The following is a 17,631-nucleotide window of genomic DNA, read 5'->3' on the forward strand; positions in this document are numbered from 1 at the left end:
ATCATAAATGGAAGGCAATCGGCTTGTGCAGCGCAATATTATTGCCGAAGCGCTCGTGATGGCGCCACTGGCCAAAGGGCCGAGGGTTCAGCGTGTGGGTGGCGTTCCGGCGGTCGCGGCCGACTGTCCGGTTGCATTTTCCGGCACGGACGTGGCCACCGCGCCGCGCGGCCAGCGGAAATCGTCGGCGCGTCCCGGGGTGGGCGTCGGCTCCTCGCCACGAACGAGAACGGCGGCGGCCGCCCCTTGCACCGGCGCCGGTGGGCGCTCGCCGGCAAGCCCGAGCGCCGCGGCCGGGGCAGGGGCCGGCGGCGGATTGCCGGAGGCCGACGGGCGGGGAATGGTCGGATTGCCGGCGAGCGGCAGGATCGGGCCCATCAGCGGCCGCGGCTTGGGCGGCTCGGTCTCGAGATTGGGGATCGCCGCCTCCGGCAGGGGCATGCCGCCGTCGGGGGCACGCGGCCGCTCGGCGGCGGGGGCGCCGGGCACGGCCGGGGTAATGCGGCCGACCAGATCGCGGCGCAGGTCCTGTTCGACGAACAGGGCGAGCTTGCGGGCGCCGGCTGACGTGAAGTGGACGCCGTCGGCGGTGCGCAGGCGCCGGATCTGACCGGCGAAGTCCGGGCCGAACTGCGAATACTGGCCCTGCTCGTCGACAAAGCCGTTCCAGACGTCGACATAGGTCACGCCGTTGCGGGCGGCGCGTTCCTTGTAGATATCGTTGAGATAGGCCATGTCGGCCGAGGCGCGCTGACCGCGCAGCGGTGGCATGCCGACCCAGTAGACCGGAACGCCACGGGCTTTCAGCGCGAGCATCGCGGCGTCGACCCGCTGGATATAGAGCTCGCGCCAGCGCTCCGAGCGCGGCTCGAACGTGTCGCGTTCGACGCGCAGCGCCTGGCGGTCGTTGGAGCCGAGCATCATGACGATGAAATCGACCTTGGTCTCATGCGCCAGGATTTCGGGGATCGCCTTGGCCCAGTCATAGAATTCGGAGCGAACGAGGCCGGACGACAGGCGTGTCTTGTCGGTGACGCCGATCTCCGGCACGTCTTCGAAGGCGCGTTCGACGCCGAAGGCGAGCCATTCGGCGAGATTGTCGCCGAGCACCAGCACGAAGGTGGTAGGGGCAACCTCGGGCGTGGCGGCGGCGCCGGCGCGTTCATGCGGCGGCCGGGTGGCCTCGGCCGGCGCCGGCTGGACCGTCCGCGCCACGGGCACCGGGCGGGTGGATTGCGGCGGGATGGTGAACAGGCGCGGGCGCTGGTCGCGCGGGGCGAACAGATGTGGGAAGCGGTCGTCGGAATAACCGGTCTGGGCGCGCGAGGAGCCGCTGACCGCGGCTGAAGCGACGGCCAGGACCAGCAAAGCCAAGACATATCCGAACCGCTTCACGCCTGGACCTCGGTTCCGATGCCCCCCGGCGCCGGACCTCTCCTTCTATCACGAAGCCGGAGCGCGGCTACAGGCCCGCATGGCGCAAGGGTGGACATGCGGTGTCACCCCCGTGTCAGCCGCCGCGGCGCAGCCGCTGCAGCACGGCCGCGGTCGGAAAGCCGTCGGCGGCCATGCCGGCGCGCGCCTGGAACCGCTGCAGCGCCTCGCGGGTGCCGGCGCCGAGCTTGCCGTCGACGGTGCCGCTGTAAAGACCGACCTGGGCCAGCCGCTGCTGCAATTCGATACGTTCGTCGCGCGACAGGGCGCGCTCCGTGACGGGCCAGGGGCGCATGAACGGGCCGCCGCCATGCAGCCGGTCGGCGAGGTGGCCGACCGCCATCGCGTAGTTTTCCGAGTTGTTGTATTTCATGATCACCCGGAAGTTCGGCAGCATCAGGAAGGCCGGGCCGCGGGCGCCGCCGGGCAGGTGCAGGAAGGCCTGATCGTTGCGGCGCGGGAACGGCCGGCCACCGGCGCGGGTTACGCCGCGCGCTTCCCACTGGGCGATGCTCTGCGGCCGGTCGCGGCCGGCCAGCGCCAGGTCGAGATTGGCCGGCAGCACCACCTCGTAACCCCAGCCCTGACCGCGGGCCCAGCCCTCCTCGCGCAGCAGGTTGCCGGTCGACATCATGGCATCGGCGACCGAGCCGAGGACGTCGATATGGGCAGCCCCCGAACCGGAGCGCGCGGCGCGCAGGAAGGTCGAAGGCATGAACTGGGTATGGCCGAAGGCGCCGGCCCAGGAGCCGCGGAAATTCTGCGGCGCGACGTGGCCGCGCGCGACGATCTGCAAGGCGGCGAGGAATTCGTCGCGGAAGAACTCCTGGCGGCGGCCGTAGCAGGCGAGTGTTGCGGTGGCACGCAACACCGAGGTATTGCCCTTGGCCTTGCCGAAGCTGGTCTCGATGCCCCAGATCGCGGCGATGATGTGCCGGTCGACCCCGGTTACCTGCTCGGCGCGGTCGAACACGGCCTTGTGCCGCTGCAGCAGCTGGCGGCCTTCGGCGATGCGGTTCGCCGCCACCAGCCCGTTGATATATTCCCAGGGCTGACGGGAGAACTCCGGCTGGGCGTCGAGCAGCCGCAGGATGCTGGTGTCAGGGGTCAGGTCGGCGGTCGAGCGCTCGAAAACCTGCGGCAGAATGCCGCGCTGCTGGGCGTCACGGCGCAGGGTCTGAATGCAGCTGGAAAAGCCGCCATCCTGGGCGCCGGCAGGCGCCGGCGCGGCCATGACGGTTGCCAGCGTCGCCACCAGGACGACGGCGAAGCCTTGCAGGGCCTTGCGGGAACGATCCATGCCAAACGCCTCCGACCCGGGTCGCGACCCGCCGAAGAACCAGTGGAACAATGGCCATGGTGAACGAAGCGTTAAGCCGGTTCAACCGCCGCGCCTGAGCCGCTCCAGGAAGGCCCGGTCGGCATCGCCGGTCGCCGGCATGCCGAAGCGCCCCTGCATCGAGCGGATCGCCACTTTCGACTTGTCGCCGATGATGCCGTCGGGATCGCCGAGGTCGAAACCGAGCGCGTTCAGCCGGCGCTGGATCTCCTCGCGCTCGGCGTGGACGAGCCCGCCTTCGCCCGGCGGCCAGGGCTTGGAAAAGCGTCCGGCGCCCTTGATCCGGTCGCCGAGATGGCCCACCGCCAAGGCGTAGGAATCGGCGTTGTTATAGCGCTTGATCACATTGAAATTGCCGGTGAGCAGGAGATGCGGCCCGGCTTCGCCGGCCGGTTTCCACAGGCTCGCGGCGGCGCCGCCCGCCATCGATCCGCCGCCGATGCGGGTGACGCCCTGGGCGCCCCAGGCGCTGATCGCCTGGCGGCTGCCACGATTGCCGGCAATCCCGGGCGCGTGAACTTCGAAGCCCCAGGGCACGCCGGCGGTCCAGCCGTTGCGCAGGAGATAATTGGCGGCCGAGCCCATGGCGTCGGGGACCGAATTCCAGATGTCGCGCTTGCCGTCGCCGGTGAAATCCACGGCGAAGCGCAGGAAGCTGGTCGGCATGAACTGGACATAGCCCATGGCGCCGGCCCAGGAGCCCATCATGGTCTGCGGCGCCGCGTCGCCGGCTTGCAGGATGCGCAGGGCGGCGATCAGCTCGCTGCGGAAGAAGTCGGTGCGGCGGCCGGCATGGGCGAGCGTGGCCATGGCCTGGACGACGTAATGGTCGCCCTTGAACGTGCCGTAGGAGGTCTCGTTGCCCCAGATCGAGCAGACGATTTCGCCCGGCACGCCGAAGCGGCTCTCGACCGCGGCGAAAACCGCGCGATGCTCGCCAAAGGCGGCGCGGCCATTGGTAACACGCTTGTTGGAGGTGCGCAGATCGACATAGTCGCCGAGCGTCTTGCGAAACTCCGGCTGGCGCTGCGACAGCTCGATGACCCGCGGGTTCGGCTGGACGCCGGCGAAGGCGCGGTCGAATGTGCCGCGGGCGACGCCGGCCGAGGAGGCCTGAGGCCACAGGCTCTCGACGAAACCGGCGAATGTCGCCGCCCGGGCCTCGCCGACGAGGGCAGGCGTCGCCAGAGAAGCGGCGCCGATGAGGACGGTGCGGCGGTTGAGCGTGCTCATGTCGGGCCTCCAGTCTGGTCCGGCCAAGCCGTTCCCGTCCGGCGGGGGCCGGTCACGGAAAAGGATGATTCGCCCGCGAAGATAGCCTGCGCGCGGCCAACCGGCACGCGGCAATCGGGCCGGCCGGAGACGACCTTTGGCCGCAGCCGGCCACCCGTCGGAACGCAGGTAGCCGTCACGGGTTCTTCTTCAACCCAGGATTTCTCTTCAGCCCGGCCTCTTCTTCGACCCGGCCTCTTCTTCGACCAAGGATCAAGGTGACCATGCCCGACATCAGAATTCCCCACGATGCCCTGGTTCTCATCGGCGACGGCGAGAAGGCGCTGTTCCTGCGCAACAAGGGGCATGCGGCGCGGCTCGCCCTGGTTATCGAGGAGGTGCTCGCGCACGACAACCCGGCAACCCGCGAACAGGGCACGGAGCGCCCCGGGCGGTCCTTCGCCGGCACGGGCACACGCCGCAGCGCCATGGAACAGACCGACTGGCATCGGCTCGGCGAGGAGCGTTTCGCCGTCGAGATCGCCCAGGCGCTGCATCGCTACGCACAGGCCGCCCGGTTCAAGGAGCTGGTCGTGGTTGCGCCGCCCCGGGTTCTCGGCAACCTGCGCAAGGCATTCCACCGCGACGTCGCCGAACGAATCAGCGGCGAGGTCGGCAAGGAGTTGACCGCGCATCCGCTGGAGGACATCCAGCGCCTCCTGGCCGGGTAATCCCCAGCCGGCCGCCCGAACGGCTTATCTGCCGGCTTGCCCTCGCGTGCGTGGGCGCGAGCGACTATATGAGTATCTCCCGCTACACTGGCGAACCGAATCGCAAGGCACAGATTGTGGCCTTTCCGGCCGCTTTGGAGACCCGCCCACCATGGCTGAAACCGCCCGCAAGGACGTCCCGGAAGCCGAATATGGCGCAGACAGCATCAAAGTCCTCAAGGGCCTGGATGCCGTCCGCAAGCGCCCCGGCATGTATATCGGCGATACCGATGACGGGTCCGGCCTGCACCATATGGTCTATGAGGTGGTCGACAATGCGATCGACGAGGCGCTGGCCGGCCACGCGACCGCCGTCACGGTGACCCTGAATGCCGACGGCTCGGTGACGGTGACCGACAACGGCCGCGGCATTCCCACCGATATCCATAGCGAAGGCGTCTCGGCGGCCGAGGTCATCATGACCCAGCTGCACGCCGGCGGTAAGTTCGACCAGAACTCCTACAAGGTTTCCGGCGGCCTGCATGGCGTCGGCGTGTCGGTGGTCAACGCGCTGTCGTCCTGGCTCAGGCTGTCGATCTGGCGCGGCGGCAAGCATCATTCGATGGAATTCCGCCATGGCGACCCGGTCGCCCCGCTGGCGGTGCTGGGCGAGGCCAACGGCAAGCGCGGCACCGAGGTGACCTTTCTCGCCTCGACCGACACCTTCACCATGGTGGAGTATGATTTCGCCACGCTGGAACACCGGCTGCGCGAGCTCGCCTTCCTGAATTCCGGCGTCCGGATCATCCTGACCGATCTGCGTCACGCCGAGGAAAAGCGCGTCGAGCTGTTCTATGAGGGCGGCATCGAAGCCTTCGTGCGCTACCTCGACCGCAACAAGGCCGGCCTGTTCGAACAGCCGATCATGATCAAGGCCGAGCGCGACGGCATTACCGTCGAGGTCGGGCTGTGGTGGAACGACAGCTTCCACGAGAATGTGCTCTGTTTCACCAACAATATCCCGCAGCGGGATGGCGGCACACATCTCGCCGGCTTCCGTGGCGCCCTGACGCGCCAGGTCACCAGCTATGCCGGCGCGTCCGGCGTCACCAAGAAGGAAAAGGTCGATCTGACCGGCGACGATTGCCGCGAAGGCCTGACCGCCATCGTCTCGGTCAAGGTGCCGGATCCGAAATTCTCGTCGCAGACCAAGGACAAACTGGTCTCCTCCGAGGTGCGTCCGGTGGTCGAGAGCGTGCTCAACGAGGCGCTGGGCAGCTGGTTCGAGGAACATCCGACCGAGGCCAAGGCGATCGCCCACAAGGTGGCCGAGGCCGCCGCGGCGCGCGAGGCCGCGCGCAAGGCGCGTGATCTGACCCGGCGGAAGACTACGCTGGACGTGGCCTCCTTGCCCGGCAAGCTGGCCGATTGCCAGGAGCGCGACCCGGCGAAGTCGGAACTGTTCATCGTCGAGGGTGACTCCGCCGGCGGCTCGGCCAAGCAGGGCCGCGATCGCGCCTTCCAGGCGGTGTTGCCGCTGCGCGGCAAGATCCTGAATGTCGAGCGCGCGCGCTTCGCCAAGATGCTGTCGTCGGAAATGATCGGCACGCTGATCACCGCGCTCGGCACCGGCATCGGCCCGGACGAGTTCAATGCCGACAAGCTGCGCTATCACAAGATCATTCTGATGACCGATGCCGACGTCGACGGCTCGCACATCCGGACGCTGCTTCTGACCTTCTTCTTCCGGCAGATGCGCGAGATCATCGACCGGGGCCACGTCTACATCGCCCAGCCGCCGCTCTATAAGGTCGCGCGGGGGAAAAGCGAAACCTACATCAAGAACGAGCGGGCGCTGGACGACTACCTGGTGAACGGCGGCCTCGACGACGCCGTGCTGGTGATGGGCACGGGCGAGATCCGCGCCGGCGCGGATCTTGCCGCGATCGTCGACGAAGCGCGCCAGGTGAAGAACCTGATCGGCAGCATCCATTCGCGCTATAATCGCGCGGTGGTCGAGCAGGCGGCCATCGCCGGCGCGCTCGATATCGAAGCGATCAAGGAGCCGACGCTGGCCGAGGCGATCGCCGCCAAGACCGCACTTCGCCTCGATGCCATCGCCGAGGAGATGGAGCGCGGCTGGGAAGGCCGTTTCGACGGCCAGTCCTATGTGTTCAGCCGCACGGTGCGCGGCGTGAAAGAGGTCGCGGTGCTCGACGCGGCATTGCTGTCCTCGGCCGAAGCCCGCCGCATCGACGAGCACACCAAGAGCCTCAACGAGGTCTATGACAAGCCGGCGGTGTTTCGCCGCAAGAGCGGCGAATTGCCGATCTCCGGGCCGATCGCCCTGTTCGAGGCGATCAAGGAGGCGGGTGCCAGCGGCGTCAAGCTGCAGCGTTACAAAGGTCTCGGCGAAATGAACGCCAGCCAGCTCTGGGAAACCACGCTCGACCGCAATGCCCGCTCGCTCCTGCAGGTCAAGGTGAAGGAGGTCGACGAGGCCGACGACATCTTCGTCAAGCTGATGGGCGACGTGGTCGAGCCGCGGCGCGAGTTCATCCAGGAAAATGCATTGAACGCGACGGTCGACGCCTGAGCGGCCGCATTCCGCTGTGAAGGACGCCAAGGCCGGGCTCGGGCCCGGCCGGTATGGCGTATGCGGCACAAGCCACAGGCTCATCCGGTACGCCCGCGCGATGCAATTCAGGCATCGATGGCGCGCCGGCGATACGGGCCGGCCCGCGTCGCGCGAAACGCGCGGATGCCCGGACCTCGGCGCTCAGACAACCCTGATCGTTTTGACCAGGCGCAGGCCGGTGCCGTGAACAACCCGCACCGGCAGGTCCATGCCTTCGGCCCTGAGCTTCGAGCGCAGCCTCGCAAAGGCTGCATCGATGCGCCGGCTTTCGGGGGCCGGTGCGGCCTGGCCGAACAGCGTGGAAATCTCGTCCCGCGAAACCGTAACGCCCGGACGCTGGGCCATGTATTCCAGCAGGACGGTTTCTCGCGCCGACAGCCTCGCAAAAGCGCTTCCTGGTGATCGCAGCACCTGGCCCTGCCGGTCGAGCCGCCATGGCGCATCCTCGCCCGCCGCGGCGGGCGCCGTCTGCTCCGTGACCTTCCCGGCTCCGGCCCGGCGGATGCGGTGACCGAGATTGATGATGGCCAGCGCGAGCTCCTCGCTGTCGACCGGCTTGGTCAGGTAGAGATCGGCGCCATCCGCGTAGCCCCGGACGCGATCGTCCCGGCCGGTGCGGGCGGTCAGCATGATGACCCCCATATCCCGTTGGGCGGCAATGTCGCGGGCCAATTCGAAACCGCTGACGTCGGGGAGATTGACGTCCAGGACGGCAATGTCATAGCGCTCTTGCCGCAGAGCCTTGTAGAGCGCGATCCCGGATGCGACTTCGGTGACATGTATCTTCCGCAGCCGCAGGTAGTCTGCAATGCTTTGCCGCAGATCATGATCATCTTCGACAAGGATGACCCTGAAGTCGTGAAGGATACTCTCATCAGCCGGGTTTTTCGAGAAGACAGATGCTGTCGTCATGACCGTCGCTGGACCAGTAACTGCGAAAGTGTGTTCCGGGTGCGGATGCTGAAGACACTGAGTGGCGCGATCGGCCGCGGGGTTCAAGCTAAAATCGGGCGTTCCGGAGAAACAGATCTGCCGTGCATGCGCCGCCTGAGGAACCTGACGTCGATTCGGTTCGTCGCCTTGCTGCTGCTCGCGCTGTTCCAGGGATTTTCGCCCTCGGCTTCCGCATGGGGCGCGCAGGCCGGCGCGCCGGCTCTGCCCGCGTTGAACGGCACCGTCTCGGTTCTGGCCGATGCCTCATCGGCGCTGACCCTTGCCGATATTCTCGATCCAGCCCAACAGCGACAGTTTCGTCCCGTCCCAGGACAAGACATTAATTTCGGTTATGTCGGCACCGCGATCTGGGTCAGGCTGACGCTGCCCGGCATTGCCAGGACGCCGGCGGTTCTGTCCCTGACGCCGAATTTTCTCGACATCATCGACATCTATGCCGCGCAACCCGGCAGGGGCGCGGAGGCGAAGGATTTCCTCCGCCATGAGACGGGCGATCACCGGCCGTTGCCTCAGGACGGTCTCTCCGGGCTGGACAACGCCGTCCGTCTCGAACTCGCGGAGGGGATGACCACCGAGGTCTATATCCGCATCCTCAACACCAACTCGGCCACATATCTCAATCTGCGGCTGGACTCGGTGGCGGACCGCGGGTGGCGGACGGTGGCGACCGCCGGCGCCTATGGCGCCTGGCTCGGCGGCATGGGCGCGCTTTTCGTGACGCAGTTCATCTTCTTCTACTTCGACCGCAAGGTGCAGTATCCGGTGCTGGCCTTCAGTACGCTGGGCATCATCCTGATTTACATGGGAAATCTGGGCTTCAGCCACGTCTACCTGTTTCCGGACGACGGCGCGGCCAACGACATATTTCTCGGCTTCAACGCCTGGGCCGGGCTGGCCGCCAGCGCGCTCGCCTATTCGAGCATCCTGGAACTGCGCAAGACGGCAACTCTGCTCCACCGCCTCTATCAGTTCGCCGCTCTGGCCGGCATCGTCGGCGTCGGTTTCGCTTTTGCAGGCCGCAATCTCGTTTTCGGTCCGGTCGGTACGGCCTTCAGCATCGCCATGGCCGTCGTCAATATGGCGCAGGGGCTGCGCCAGATGAATGACGAGGGGGCCGCCAGCCGCCTCAGGGCCGCGGCCTTCGCGGTTCTCTTCGTCGGCGCCTCTCTCTCGATGATGCAGCGTCTGGGCCATGCCTGGCTGCCGCACTGGACCGTTCACAGCTACGGGATCTCGGGGCTGATCCTGACGATCCTGCTGACCGGGTCGCTGGCCGTCCGCTTGCGCGCCGCCGAGGCCCTGAACCGCCGCATGCGCGAGGACGCGCTTCTGACCGCAAAGGCCGCCGAACAGGTGGCGAGCCGGCTGGTCGAGGAGAGGACCGGCGAGCTCGTGAAGGCGCGCCGGACCGCGGAAGAGGCGCTCCTGGCGGAGAAGCAATCCCAGTTGCAACAGGTGCGCTTCCTGGAAGTCATCTCGCACCAATACCGCACTCCGCTCGCCGCCATCCGCTCGACCGTCGACAGCATCGGCCTGGCGCTGGGGCGCGACGACGGTTCGAACCGCGGCCGCATCGAACGCATCAGGCGGGCGATCGCCCGGCTCGTCGAAATGCTCGAAATCAATCTTGCCCGGAGCAAGCTGCAAGGCCCTGCTTTTCGCGCGCAGATCATTCGCGTCAGCGCCGCTTCAGTCGTCGCCTCCGCCTTCCAGCGGGCGCGTGATCTCTTGAGCGAGCCGGACATCCGGTTGTCGGTGCATCCGCGGGCGGCGGCGGTATCCATCATGGCCGATGCCGGGATGCTCGAGTTGGCCATCGTCAATGTGCTGGAGAACGCGGTCAAATATACCGCCTTGAAAGGCAATGAGCCGGTCGAGTTGTCCCTCACGATGGCCGGGGCGGATATCGTGATCGCGGTTGCGGATCGCGGCATCGGCGTTCCCGCTGACGACCTGCCCCATGTGTTCACGAGCGCCGCGCGCGGCTCAAACGCCGAGAGCGTGGAAGGCTCGGGGCTGGGACTGTTTCTCGTCGAGAAAATCGTCCGGGCCCATGACGGACATGTCGCGGTGGAAAGTACAGAAGGTGAGGGCACAAGCGTCAGGATCACGCTCCGCGCGGTGATGTGATGACCTCCGATTGACCGGCGGGTGAAGCCGGCAAAGCGGCAATTTGTCGCCCTGATGCGGCGCCGCCACGCTTTCCGTTACATCGCGTTACATCTCGCGACATTCGTTACATTTGAATTCTGGCGTCGCCCAAATGCCCTGTTCTATCCTGGCGAGAAGGGGCGATCAGAGAGCGTATACCAAAGCCAAGATATCGTGACCCGATACCGGCAATGTGGGGCAGCTCGTGGCTTCGGCAATGTTTCGGATTTCATTCCGATATCCGTGCGAAAATCCCGTAACCCTGAGAAGGTCGAAAACCGGCTCCCCGGTGCCGGCGTGTTCTTCAATGCCGAGGGCGGGGCGCGCAGACGCTCCGGGGGCGATGCCCTCGGCGCGCCAGCAGGCGTGGCGATGCGGCGCGGGTGGGCGGCGCCGTGAGCGGCTGTCGCGCGGGATCTTGCGGATATGAACCCTTTCCTTCGTGCTTCTGCCTTGGGCCTTTGCCTTCTGGGGCTTGTCGTGCCTGGGGCGGGTTCCCTCGGGGCGCAGAGCCTGTCGGCCTGGGAAACGCCGGAATATTTCCGCTCGGGCGCGCTGGCGCAGATCAATGCCGCCCAGGCCTATGCGCTCGGCTTCACGGGTGCCGGCGTCGTGGTCGGGATTGCCGATTCAGGGCTCGATGCGCGGCATCCGGAATTCGCGGGCAGAGTGCTGCCTGGCTACGACTTCTCCAGGGATCGTCCGATCCTGCCGGGCGACATGGCCGATCCCGACGCACACGGAACCCACGTCGCGGGGATCGTCGCCGCCGCGCGAGACGGTGTTGGAATGCACGGTGCGGCGTTCAATGCGGTGGTCATTCCCGGACGAATCGGAAGCTACAACAGCGAGCATGTCCGCGTACCGACGGCGGACCATTATTTGAGCAGCGCCTGGGGCTTTCTCACCGGCCAGGGGGCAAGCATCATCAACAGCAGTCTCTCCGTAAAATGCGATCTGCATCCTGGCCGCTGCAACGTCGCCGACTACTCACGGAGCGATCTCGACGGCTTCTTTCCCCTCACGATCGCCCGGGCAAAGGCGGCTGTGCAAGCGGGGGCGTTGATGGTTTTCGCCGCCGGAAACGACAGCCAGCCCCATGTGGATGTGCTTGGCGGCCTGCCCGTTCTCGTCCCCGAACTCGAGAGGGGCTGGCTGGTCGTGGTGGCGGTCGACGCCAACAATCAGATCGCATCTTTCAGCAATCGATGCGGCAGCGCCAAAAATTTCTGCCTCGCCGCGCCCGGCGTCGATATCTATTCGACCGGTCCTGGAAGTACTCCCTATCGGGTGGACTCGGGCACGTCGATGGCCGCTCCCGTCGTGTCCGGGGTCGCGGCGCTGGTGAAGGAAGCCTTTCCCTGGTTCACGGCCCAAGACCTGCAGCAGGCCTTGTTGACCACGGCGACGCCTCTTGGCGCCGGCGGCGTCAACGACGTCTATGGCTGGGGCCTGGTCAATGCCGGCAAGGCCGTCCTCGGCTATGGCATGTTCGTCGGGACGACCGTGCTCGATACCCAGGGCATGACCTCGACCTTCGCGAACGACATTTCCGGCGCGGGCGGCCTGATCAAGACCGGCGCGGGCGAACTCATTCTCGCCGGAGCCAATAGCTATACCGGCGGCTCCTACGTCGCCGGCGGCAGCCTCTCGATCAACGGGTCGGTCGCTTCCGCCGTGGTGGTGGGGACGGACGGCACGCTGCGCGGCACCGGCATCATCAACGCGCCATTGAGCGTGGCCGGTCGCCTGGCCCCAGGAAATTCACCCGGCACGCTGACGGTGGCGGGCCCCGTGGCCCTGTCGGGCAGCGCGACATTCCAGGTCGATATCGACGGTACGGGAACCGGGACGGGGGCGGGCAATTATTCCCGCTTGGTCGCGACCGGCGTCGACGGAACGGTCACGGTCGCGGGTACGCTTGCGCCCATGCTGCGCGGCATCACCGGCAGCGCGACCAATGCCTTCACCCCTGCGCTCGGCACATCCTTCTCGATCATCCAGGCGAGTGGCGGACTGGCGGGGTCATTTTCGGCCCTGACGCAACCTCTCGACGGACTGGCGCCCGCCACCCGCTTCGACGCACTCTATGGTGGCCATGGCCTGAGCCTGGTCGTGACGCCGACCGCTTATGGCAACCTCGCCGCCAACGGCCTGCGGGCCACGGCGAATGCCAATGCGGTGGGCGGCGCGCTGGACAATGCGCGGCCCGCGGCCGGGCTGGCGCTGAGCGGCGCCGCGGGCGCGCTTTACGCCGGTCTCTACGGGGTCGCTCCCACGGCGCTGCCGTCCGCGCTGAGCCTGCTCGCAGGCGAGATCCATGCCTCCGCCCGCACGGTGCTGATCGAGGATAGCCGCTTCGTGCGCAATGCCGCCATCGACCGGCTGCGCTCGGCCTTCGACACCGTCGGTGCCTCGCGTGCTCCGGTCGTGCGTTACGAGGACGGCCAGCCGCGGGCGATTGCCGCGGACACCGGGCGTTTCGCGGTCTGGGGCCAGGCCTTCGGCTCCTGGGGCCATACCGGCGGCGACGGCAATGCCGCGCACCTCTCCCGGTCCACCGGCGGTTTCCTGATCGGAGCCGACGGGCTCGCCTTAGAGACCTGGCGGCTCGGTCTCGTCGCCGGCTACAGCCGCACGAGCTTCAACATCCGCGATCGCAGTTCCGCGGGCGCGAGCGACAATTACCATGCCGGTCTCTATGGCGGCACCATGTGGGGTGATCTCGCGCTCCGCATGGGGGCCGCCTATGCCTGGCACGACCTTTCGACGAGCCGCTCGGTGAGCCTCGCGGCCTTGGCCGACAGCCTGAAAGGCAATCTCCACGCCGGCACGGCGCAGGTGTTCGGCGAATTCGGCTACGGCATTCGCGCCGGCAAGATCGCCTTCGAGCCTTTCGCGAACCTGGCCCATGTGAGCCTTGCAACCGGCGGCCTGCGTGAGGCGGGCGGTCCGGCGGCACTGTCGGCGGCGAGCGCCACGACCAACGCCACCTTCACGACGCTCGGCGTGAAAGCCTCGAGCGCCTTCGAACTCGGTGGGATCGGCGCCGAGGCGCGGGGCATGCTCGGCTGGCGGCACGCCTTCGGCGATGTGACGCCGCTCGCGTCGCTGGCCCTGGCCGGCGGCAGCGCCTTCACGATTTCGGGTGTGCCGATCGCGCGTGACGCCGCCGTGGTCGAGGCCGGTCTCGACTTCGCGGTCTCGCCGACCGCCATCTTCGGGGTCACCTATGGCGGCCAGTTCGGCGCGGGCCTTTCCGACCAGACGGTCAAGGCCAACCTCAACCTCAGGTTCTGAGAGCCGGGGAGGCAGCCCCCAGCGCCTCACGCGGTATTGCCGCGCGATGGCGCCCGGCTCGGGGGCCGAGGGCGCCTGGCGGCGTTTCGTGGGGTCGGGATCGCGCCGGAGCGGGCTGGTGGCTTGGCCATCCGCCCGCCCGGCAAGCACGGTGCAGGCGGCGGGCCGGCATCCATCGGCGGCGGCATCTTGCTCGACGTCGCGAGGCAATGTCCCATTAAAGATTTTTCTCTACGGAACCGAATAAAGCGAAGGACTGTCGCATGAAACGTCGCGATTTTCTGATCAACGCATCAGTTCTCGGCCTCGCCGCGCCGGCCCTGTTCAAGGCGGCCGTGTCGCCCGCGCAGGCGCAGCAACCGGCTCCCGCCGGGGCGCGGATCGTTCGCGCCGCGATTTTTCCGGCCATCGGCTTCTCGCGTGTCGGCAATGGCGATGAATGGTTCCTCGCGCCCGAGGTTCCGGGCTTGATGATCGAGCCGCCGGGGGGCTTCAAGCAGGGGCCGGATCGCATCAAGAAGCAGGTCCAGCGCTTCCGGGTCTATGGCTATGACGATCAGGGCCGCGTGGTGCGGGAGCTCGGCGCGGCCGACGGCTTGCGCTGGACGGTGCATGTCGCCAACAGCAAGGCGGCCTGGTACGGCTACTCGAACGCCATGGACGGCGGTGAGCACGCGCCCGGCATCCCCGGCCCGCTGCGCAACGCCTCGATCGCGCCGAACCGTCGCGAGAAAATGCTGGTGATCGATGCCGGGCCGGTGCGCATCGGCGGCGCTGCCGAGAATGGCGAGGGACGCAACCCGGCCTACCAGATGGCGGGCACGTTCTGGAACAAGCTGCCCGTGACGCTTGGGCATCTCCGCACCGACGACACCGGTCGCCTCCTGGTATTTCCCGCCGACGGCGTCTCGGCCACCGCCTTGCCGCAAAACCCGGTGCGCGACTTCACCAACAATGACGGCTGGCACGACGACTGGTGCGACGGCTGGGTGAAAGCCACCGTGCGGGCCGGCGCGAGCGACATGGAATGCGAGCCGGCCTGGGTGGTTTCCTGTGGCCCGAAATTCGCGCCGCAGATCGAGCCGATCGTCAGCCTCTACGATGCGGCGCGGGAGGCGATGATCGCGGCGGGCCACATGCAGGCGCCCGCTGGTCCCTTGTCCTTCCGCCGCGATGTACTGCCGATCCTCAGGCGTTCGGGGACGATGCAATGGGTCGCGCAGGCGTCCTTTCTCGGCAAGGCCTGGCACGATCTCGAGGATCTCTCCGATCCCGCGGTCGTCACGTCGCTGGCCGATCCGGGACCGGGCGCGCGCGCTGCGCGCGACAAGGTGCTGGCGGCGTTCCGCAAGCCGGGGGGTGACGACGTCCGCGCCGACGCATTGCCGCCGATGCTCGGTGACGGCGTCAACTTCCCGGGCAGCCCGACCGGCTGGCTCACGCTGACGCCGACCCAGCACAAGATCCTGAGCGACTGGGCGAGCGGCAATTTCGTCAACGACCTGAACGATCCCGCCGCCGATGCGGTCCGGCAGATCGACGACATCCCTCTGTCGCTGCGGCCGGAAGCACTCACGCGGGCAGCCCTCGACGCCTGCTCGGGCGGTGCATTCCATCCGGGGGTCGAGATCACCTGGCCGATCCGTCACGCAGCCCTCTACCGGTCGCCGAAGGAAACGCCGCTGCCGTTCCGCATCGCCATATCCAACCGGAAAGGCCTGGTTCAGGACGTCGGGCTGCAGCTCAACCCGCAGAACGTATTCGCCGGCCATCCGCTCCGGCGCGACCATGGCGCCCCGGTCGGGCCTCAGGCGCCCGGCGATCTGACGCGCTGGATGGGTGTGCCCTGGCAGGGCGACGCGTTCAGCTGCCAGTCCGTCCTCACCGGCGACGGTTTCCCGACGCCCGTCTGGTGGCCCGCGCTGCTGCCTGTCGATGTCCTTCCGGAGGGCTTCTACAGGCAGATGATGCGGGCCGATATTCCGCTCGAGGAACGCCTGCGCTTCTATCACGCGCGCGTCGCCTGGTCGCGCGGCGCGGCCGGCATCGGCCTGCATGTCGAGGCCGGCTACACCGACGGCCTGCGCCGGATGATCGAGCTGTGGACCCGGATGGGCGTGGTGGTGCGCCGCGACGGCCCGAAGGATGTCCCGGCCATTCCCAGGGAGGTCTTCGTCGAAGTCCAGCGGGGATCGATGGACCTGGGCCTGAACCACGCGCCAGACCGGCGGGAATGAGGCCGGTCGTCGTTCTGGGCGCGGGCATGGCAGGCATGGCCTGCGCCCGGAGCCTGCTGCTGCGCGGCCATCGGCCGCTGCTCGTCGCGCCGCGCGGCGATATCGCCAATCGCGGCGAAACGCTTTCGTTTCGTGCGTCGACGCAGCTCGAAAGCCTCGGCTGGCTCGGACTGCTCGACGACGAGACGGCGCTGGCGAGCGAGGGACGCTATTCCGTCTGGGGCGGCTCCTCGCTGCGGCGTGCCGCGGCGTCCGAGGCGGGCGCATCGGGTTGGCATATCGACCGGCGGCGGTTGGAGGCGCGCATGTCGGCGGCGCTCGACGCCGGCGGCGTGGAGCGCGCCCTGGGCATGGTCCGGGGGCTGTCGCGATCGCCGGACCAGGTTGTCGTCGCGCTGAGCGACGGTTCATCGATCGGGACTGAATTCGTGGTCGATTGCACCGGCCGTTCCGCCATCTCGTCCGCCGCCGCGCCGCCGCTGCGCCGGCTCGACAAGATGGTGGCCTGCTTCCGCCTTCTGCCGCTGGACGAGGATGTCGAAACCGCCGCCGCCACGCTTGTCGAGGCGGTGGCGCTGGGCTGGTGGTACATGGCGCCGATGCCGGGTCGCCGCATCATGACCGGCCTCTTCACCGATTCCGATCTGCTGCCGGCCGGCCTCCGACACGACGTCGCGACGTGGGCCGACATGGCGTCGCGGACCATCGCGATCGCACCGCGCCTGTCGAGCCTCGGCCTCGATCCGGCCCTGGCGGGCGATCTCCACTTTGCGGCTGCCAGCACCGTGACGGCATCAAGGCTGGTCGAGCCGCGCATCATCCGTGCCGGTGATGCCGCAAGCGCCCTTGATCCGCTCGGCGCGAACGGGCTCGCCACCGCGCTGTGGAGCGGCATCCAGGCCGCCGAAAGCGTCGCGGGCCTGCTCGCCGGCGACACTGCCGTGGCGCTCCGCTACGAAAACAGCTTCCTGGAGGGGATCGCGGCTCATCTGAGCGGGCAAATGGCGCTCTACGCCTCCGAGCACCGTTTCACCGATATGCCGTTCTGGCAGCGGCGGCGCGGCTTGCCGCCTTGATCCGGACCGTGACGAGCCGGCATATCCCGGATCGGTATGTGACGAGGGGCGGTCCCGATCGGGCCGCCCCTTGCCGGTCTTCGCAGCGGGCCAGCCACCCGGGGCAGCTCCGCCGCCTGCCTCATTCGGTGACGAAGCGGGTGGTGCCGGCCTGACGATTCCAGAACAGCGTCACCTTGCTCACCGAGCAAAGGTTCACGCCACGGAATTCCGAGGTGTCGCCGTCGCTGTAGACGACCTTGATGTCCCAGCTGCAGGCCTGGACGCCGGGGCGGAACGAGACGTTGAACTGCTGGCCGTGCTCGAGGCTGTCGTCGCCGGCAAGGTCCTCGCCCCAGCTATTGGCCGAGGCCGGGCTGACATAGATCTCGTCGATCGTGTAGCCGGTCTGGTTGATCATGGTGAAATCCTGCTGGCCCTGGGCCCGTGCGGTCACCGGCGAGGCAAGGAGGGCGAGGGCGGCGAAAGCCGCGAAAAACAGAGCGCGCATCGGTATTCCCTGTCGCTCCTTCCGGGGACGGGCGGGCGGAGGCTGGTGGCGGAGATCGGGCTTTAGGAAATGCTTTGCGTCCCGCGGCAC

The 17,631-nt window shown here is 67.7% G+C and carries 11 protein-coding genes; 6 read left to right on the forward strand and 5 right to left on the reverse strand.

The window, feature by feature from the left end; translation table 11 throughout:
• Nucleotides 1-87: 87 nt before the first annotated feature.
• From AC07WJ_RS07995 to AC07WJ_RS08005, 3 genes are all read right to left on the reverse strand, one after another.
• Complete coding sequence (locus tag AC07WJ_RS07995) at nt 88-1,374, reverse strand: SGNH/GDSL hydrolase family protein (protein ID WP_494934031.1); 1,287 nt, start codon at nt 1,372-1,374, stop codon at nt 88-90.
• A gap of 136 nt (nt 1,375-1,510) precedes the next feature.
• Nucleotides 1,511-2,734 carry a lytic murein transglycosylase gene (locus AC07WJ_RS08000; protein ID WP_494934032.1) on the reverse strand — a complete coding sequence of 408 codons (1,224 nt, stop codon included), beginning with the start codon at nt 2,732-2,734 and terminating at the stop codon, nt 1,511-1,513.
• An 81-nt stretch (nt 2,735-2,815) separates the two neighbouring features.
• The gene (locus tag AC07WJ_RS08005) at nt 2,816-4,006 is read right to left on the reverse strand and encodes a lytic murein transglycosylase (RefSeq protein ID WP_494934033.1); all 1,191 of its coding nucleotides are present in this window, start codon (nt 4,004-4,006) and stop codon (nt 2,816-2,818) included.
• A 263-nt stretch (nt 4,007-4,269) separates the two neighbouring features.
• Between AC07WJ_RS08005 and AC07WJ_RS08010 the strand changes: the two genes are divergently transcribed.
• The gene (locus tag AC07WJ_RS08010) at nt 4,270-4,716 is read left to right on the forward strand and encodes a baeRF12 domain-containing protein (protein WP_494934034.1); all 447 of its coding nucleotides are present in this window, start codon (nt 4,270-4,272) and stop codon (nt 4,714-4,716) included.
• A 151-nt stretch (nt 4,717-4,867) separates the two neighbouring features.
• Entirely contained in the window at nt 4,868-7,291 is a 2,424-nt protein-coding gene (gene gyrB / locus AC07WJ_RS08015; protein WP_494934751.1) for a DNA topoisomerase (ATP-hydrolyzing) subunit B, read from the forward strand.
• A gap of 183 nt (nt 7,292-7,474) precedes the next feature.
• On the opposite strand, the gene AC07WJ_RS08020 is transcribed toward gyrB, so the two are convergent.
• Nucleotides 7,475-8,245, reverse strand: coding sequence for a response regulator transcription factor (locus AC07WJ_RS08020; protein WP_494934035.1), 771 nt, complete (start codon nt 8,243-8,245; stop codon nt 7,475-7,477).
• A gap of 45 nt (nt 8,246-8,290) precedes the next feature.
• Here AC07WJ_RS08020 and AC07WJ_RS08025 point away from each other — a divergent pair, with 45 nt between their 5' ends.
• The 4 genes from AC07WJ_RS08025 to AC07WJ_RS08040 all read left to right on the forward strand — a co-directional run bounded on the left by AC07WJ_RS08025 (nt 8,291) and on the right by AC07WJ_RS08040 (nt 17,051).
• Nucleotides 8,291-10,417, forward strand: a complete 2,127-nt coding sequence (locus tag AC07WJ_RS08025; protein ID WP_494934036.1) for a sensor histidine kinase — start codon at nt 8,291-8,293, stop codon at nt 10,415-10,417.
• A 501-nt stretch (nt 10,418-10,918) separates the two neighbouring features.
• Entirely contained in the window at nt 10,919-13,738 is a 2,820-nt protein-coding gene (locus tag AC07WJ_RS08030; protein WP_494934037.1) for an autotransporter domain-containing protein, read from the forward strand.
• Between the two features lie 263 nt (nt 13,739-14,001).
• Entirely contained in the window at nt 14,002-15,975 is a 1,974-nt protein-coding gene (gene goxA, locus AC07WJ_RS08035; RefSeq protein WP_494934038.1) for a CTQ-dependent glycine oxidase GoxA, read from the forward strand.
• Between the two features lie 35 nt (nt 15,976-16,010).
• On the forward strand, nt 16,011-17,051 hold the full coding sequence (locus tag AC07WJ_RS08040; RefSeq protein ID WP_494934752.1) for an NAD(P)/FAD-dependent oxidoreductase: 1,041 nt from the start codon (nt 16,011-16,013) through the stop codon (nt 17,049-17,051).
• 121 nt (nt 17,052-17,172) lie between these two features.
• Here AC07WJ_RS08040 and AC07WJ_RS08045 read toward each other — a convergent pair whose 3' ends face one another.
• Nucleotides 17,173-17,541 (reverse strand): hypothetical protein, encoded by a 369-nt coding sequence (locus AC07WJ_RS08045; RefSeq protein ID WP_494934039.1) that lies wholly within the window; start codon nt 17,539-17,541, stop codon nt 17,173-17,175.
• Between the last annotated feature and the right edge of the window lie 90 nt (nt 17,542-17,631).

Source organism: Phreatobacter sp. GW821-FHT04C01 (genome assembly GCF_059420385.1).

Coding starts and splice junctions, on each gene's coding strand:
- AC07WJ_RS08040 (WP_494934752.1), top strand. CDS start 16,011: ATGGCCTGCGCCCGGAGCCTGCTGCTGCGCGGCCATCGGCCGCTGCTC.
- gyrB (WP_494934751.1), top strand. CDS start 4,868: ATGGCTGAAACCGCCCGCAAGGACGTCCCGGAAGCCGAATATGGCGCA.
- AC07WJ_RS08010 (WP_494934034.1), top strand. CDS start 4,270: ATGCCCGACATCAGAATTCCCCACGATGCCCTGGTTCTCATCGGCGAC.
- AC07WJ_RS08005 (WP_494934033.1), bottom strand. CDS start 4,006: ATGAGCACGCTCAACCGCCGCACCGTCCTCATCGGCGCCGCTTCTCTG.
- AC07WJ_RS08000 (WP_494934032.1), bottom strand. CDS start 2,734: ATGGATCGTTCCCGCAAGGCCCTGCAAGGCTTCGCCGTCGTCCTGGTG.
- AC07WJ_RS08020 (WP_494934035.1), bottom strand. CDS start 8,245: ATGACGACAGCATCTGTCTTCTCGAAAAACCCGGCTGATGAGAGTATC.
- goxA (WP_494934038.1), top strand. CDS start 14,002: ATGAAACGTCGCGATTTTCTGATCAACGCATCAGTTCTCGGCCTCGCC.
- AC07WJ_RS08025 (WP_494934036.1), top strand. CDS start 8,291: ATGCTGAAGACACTGAGTGGCGCGATCGGCCGCGGGGTTCAAGCTAAA.
- AC07WJ_RS08045 (WP_494934039.1), bottom strand. CDS start 17,541: ATGCGCGCTCTGTTTTTCGCGGCTTTCGCCGCCCTCGCCCTCCTTGCC.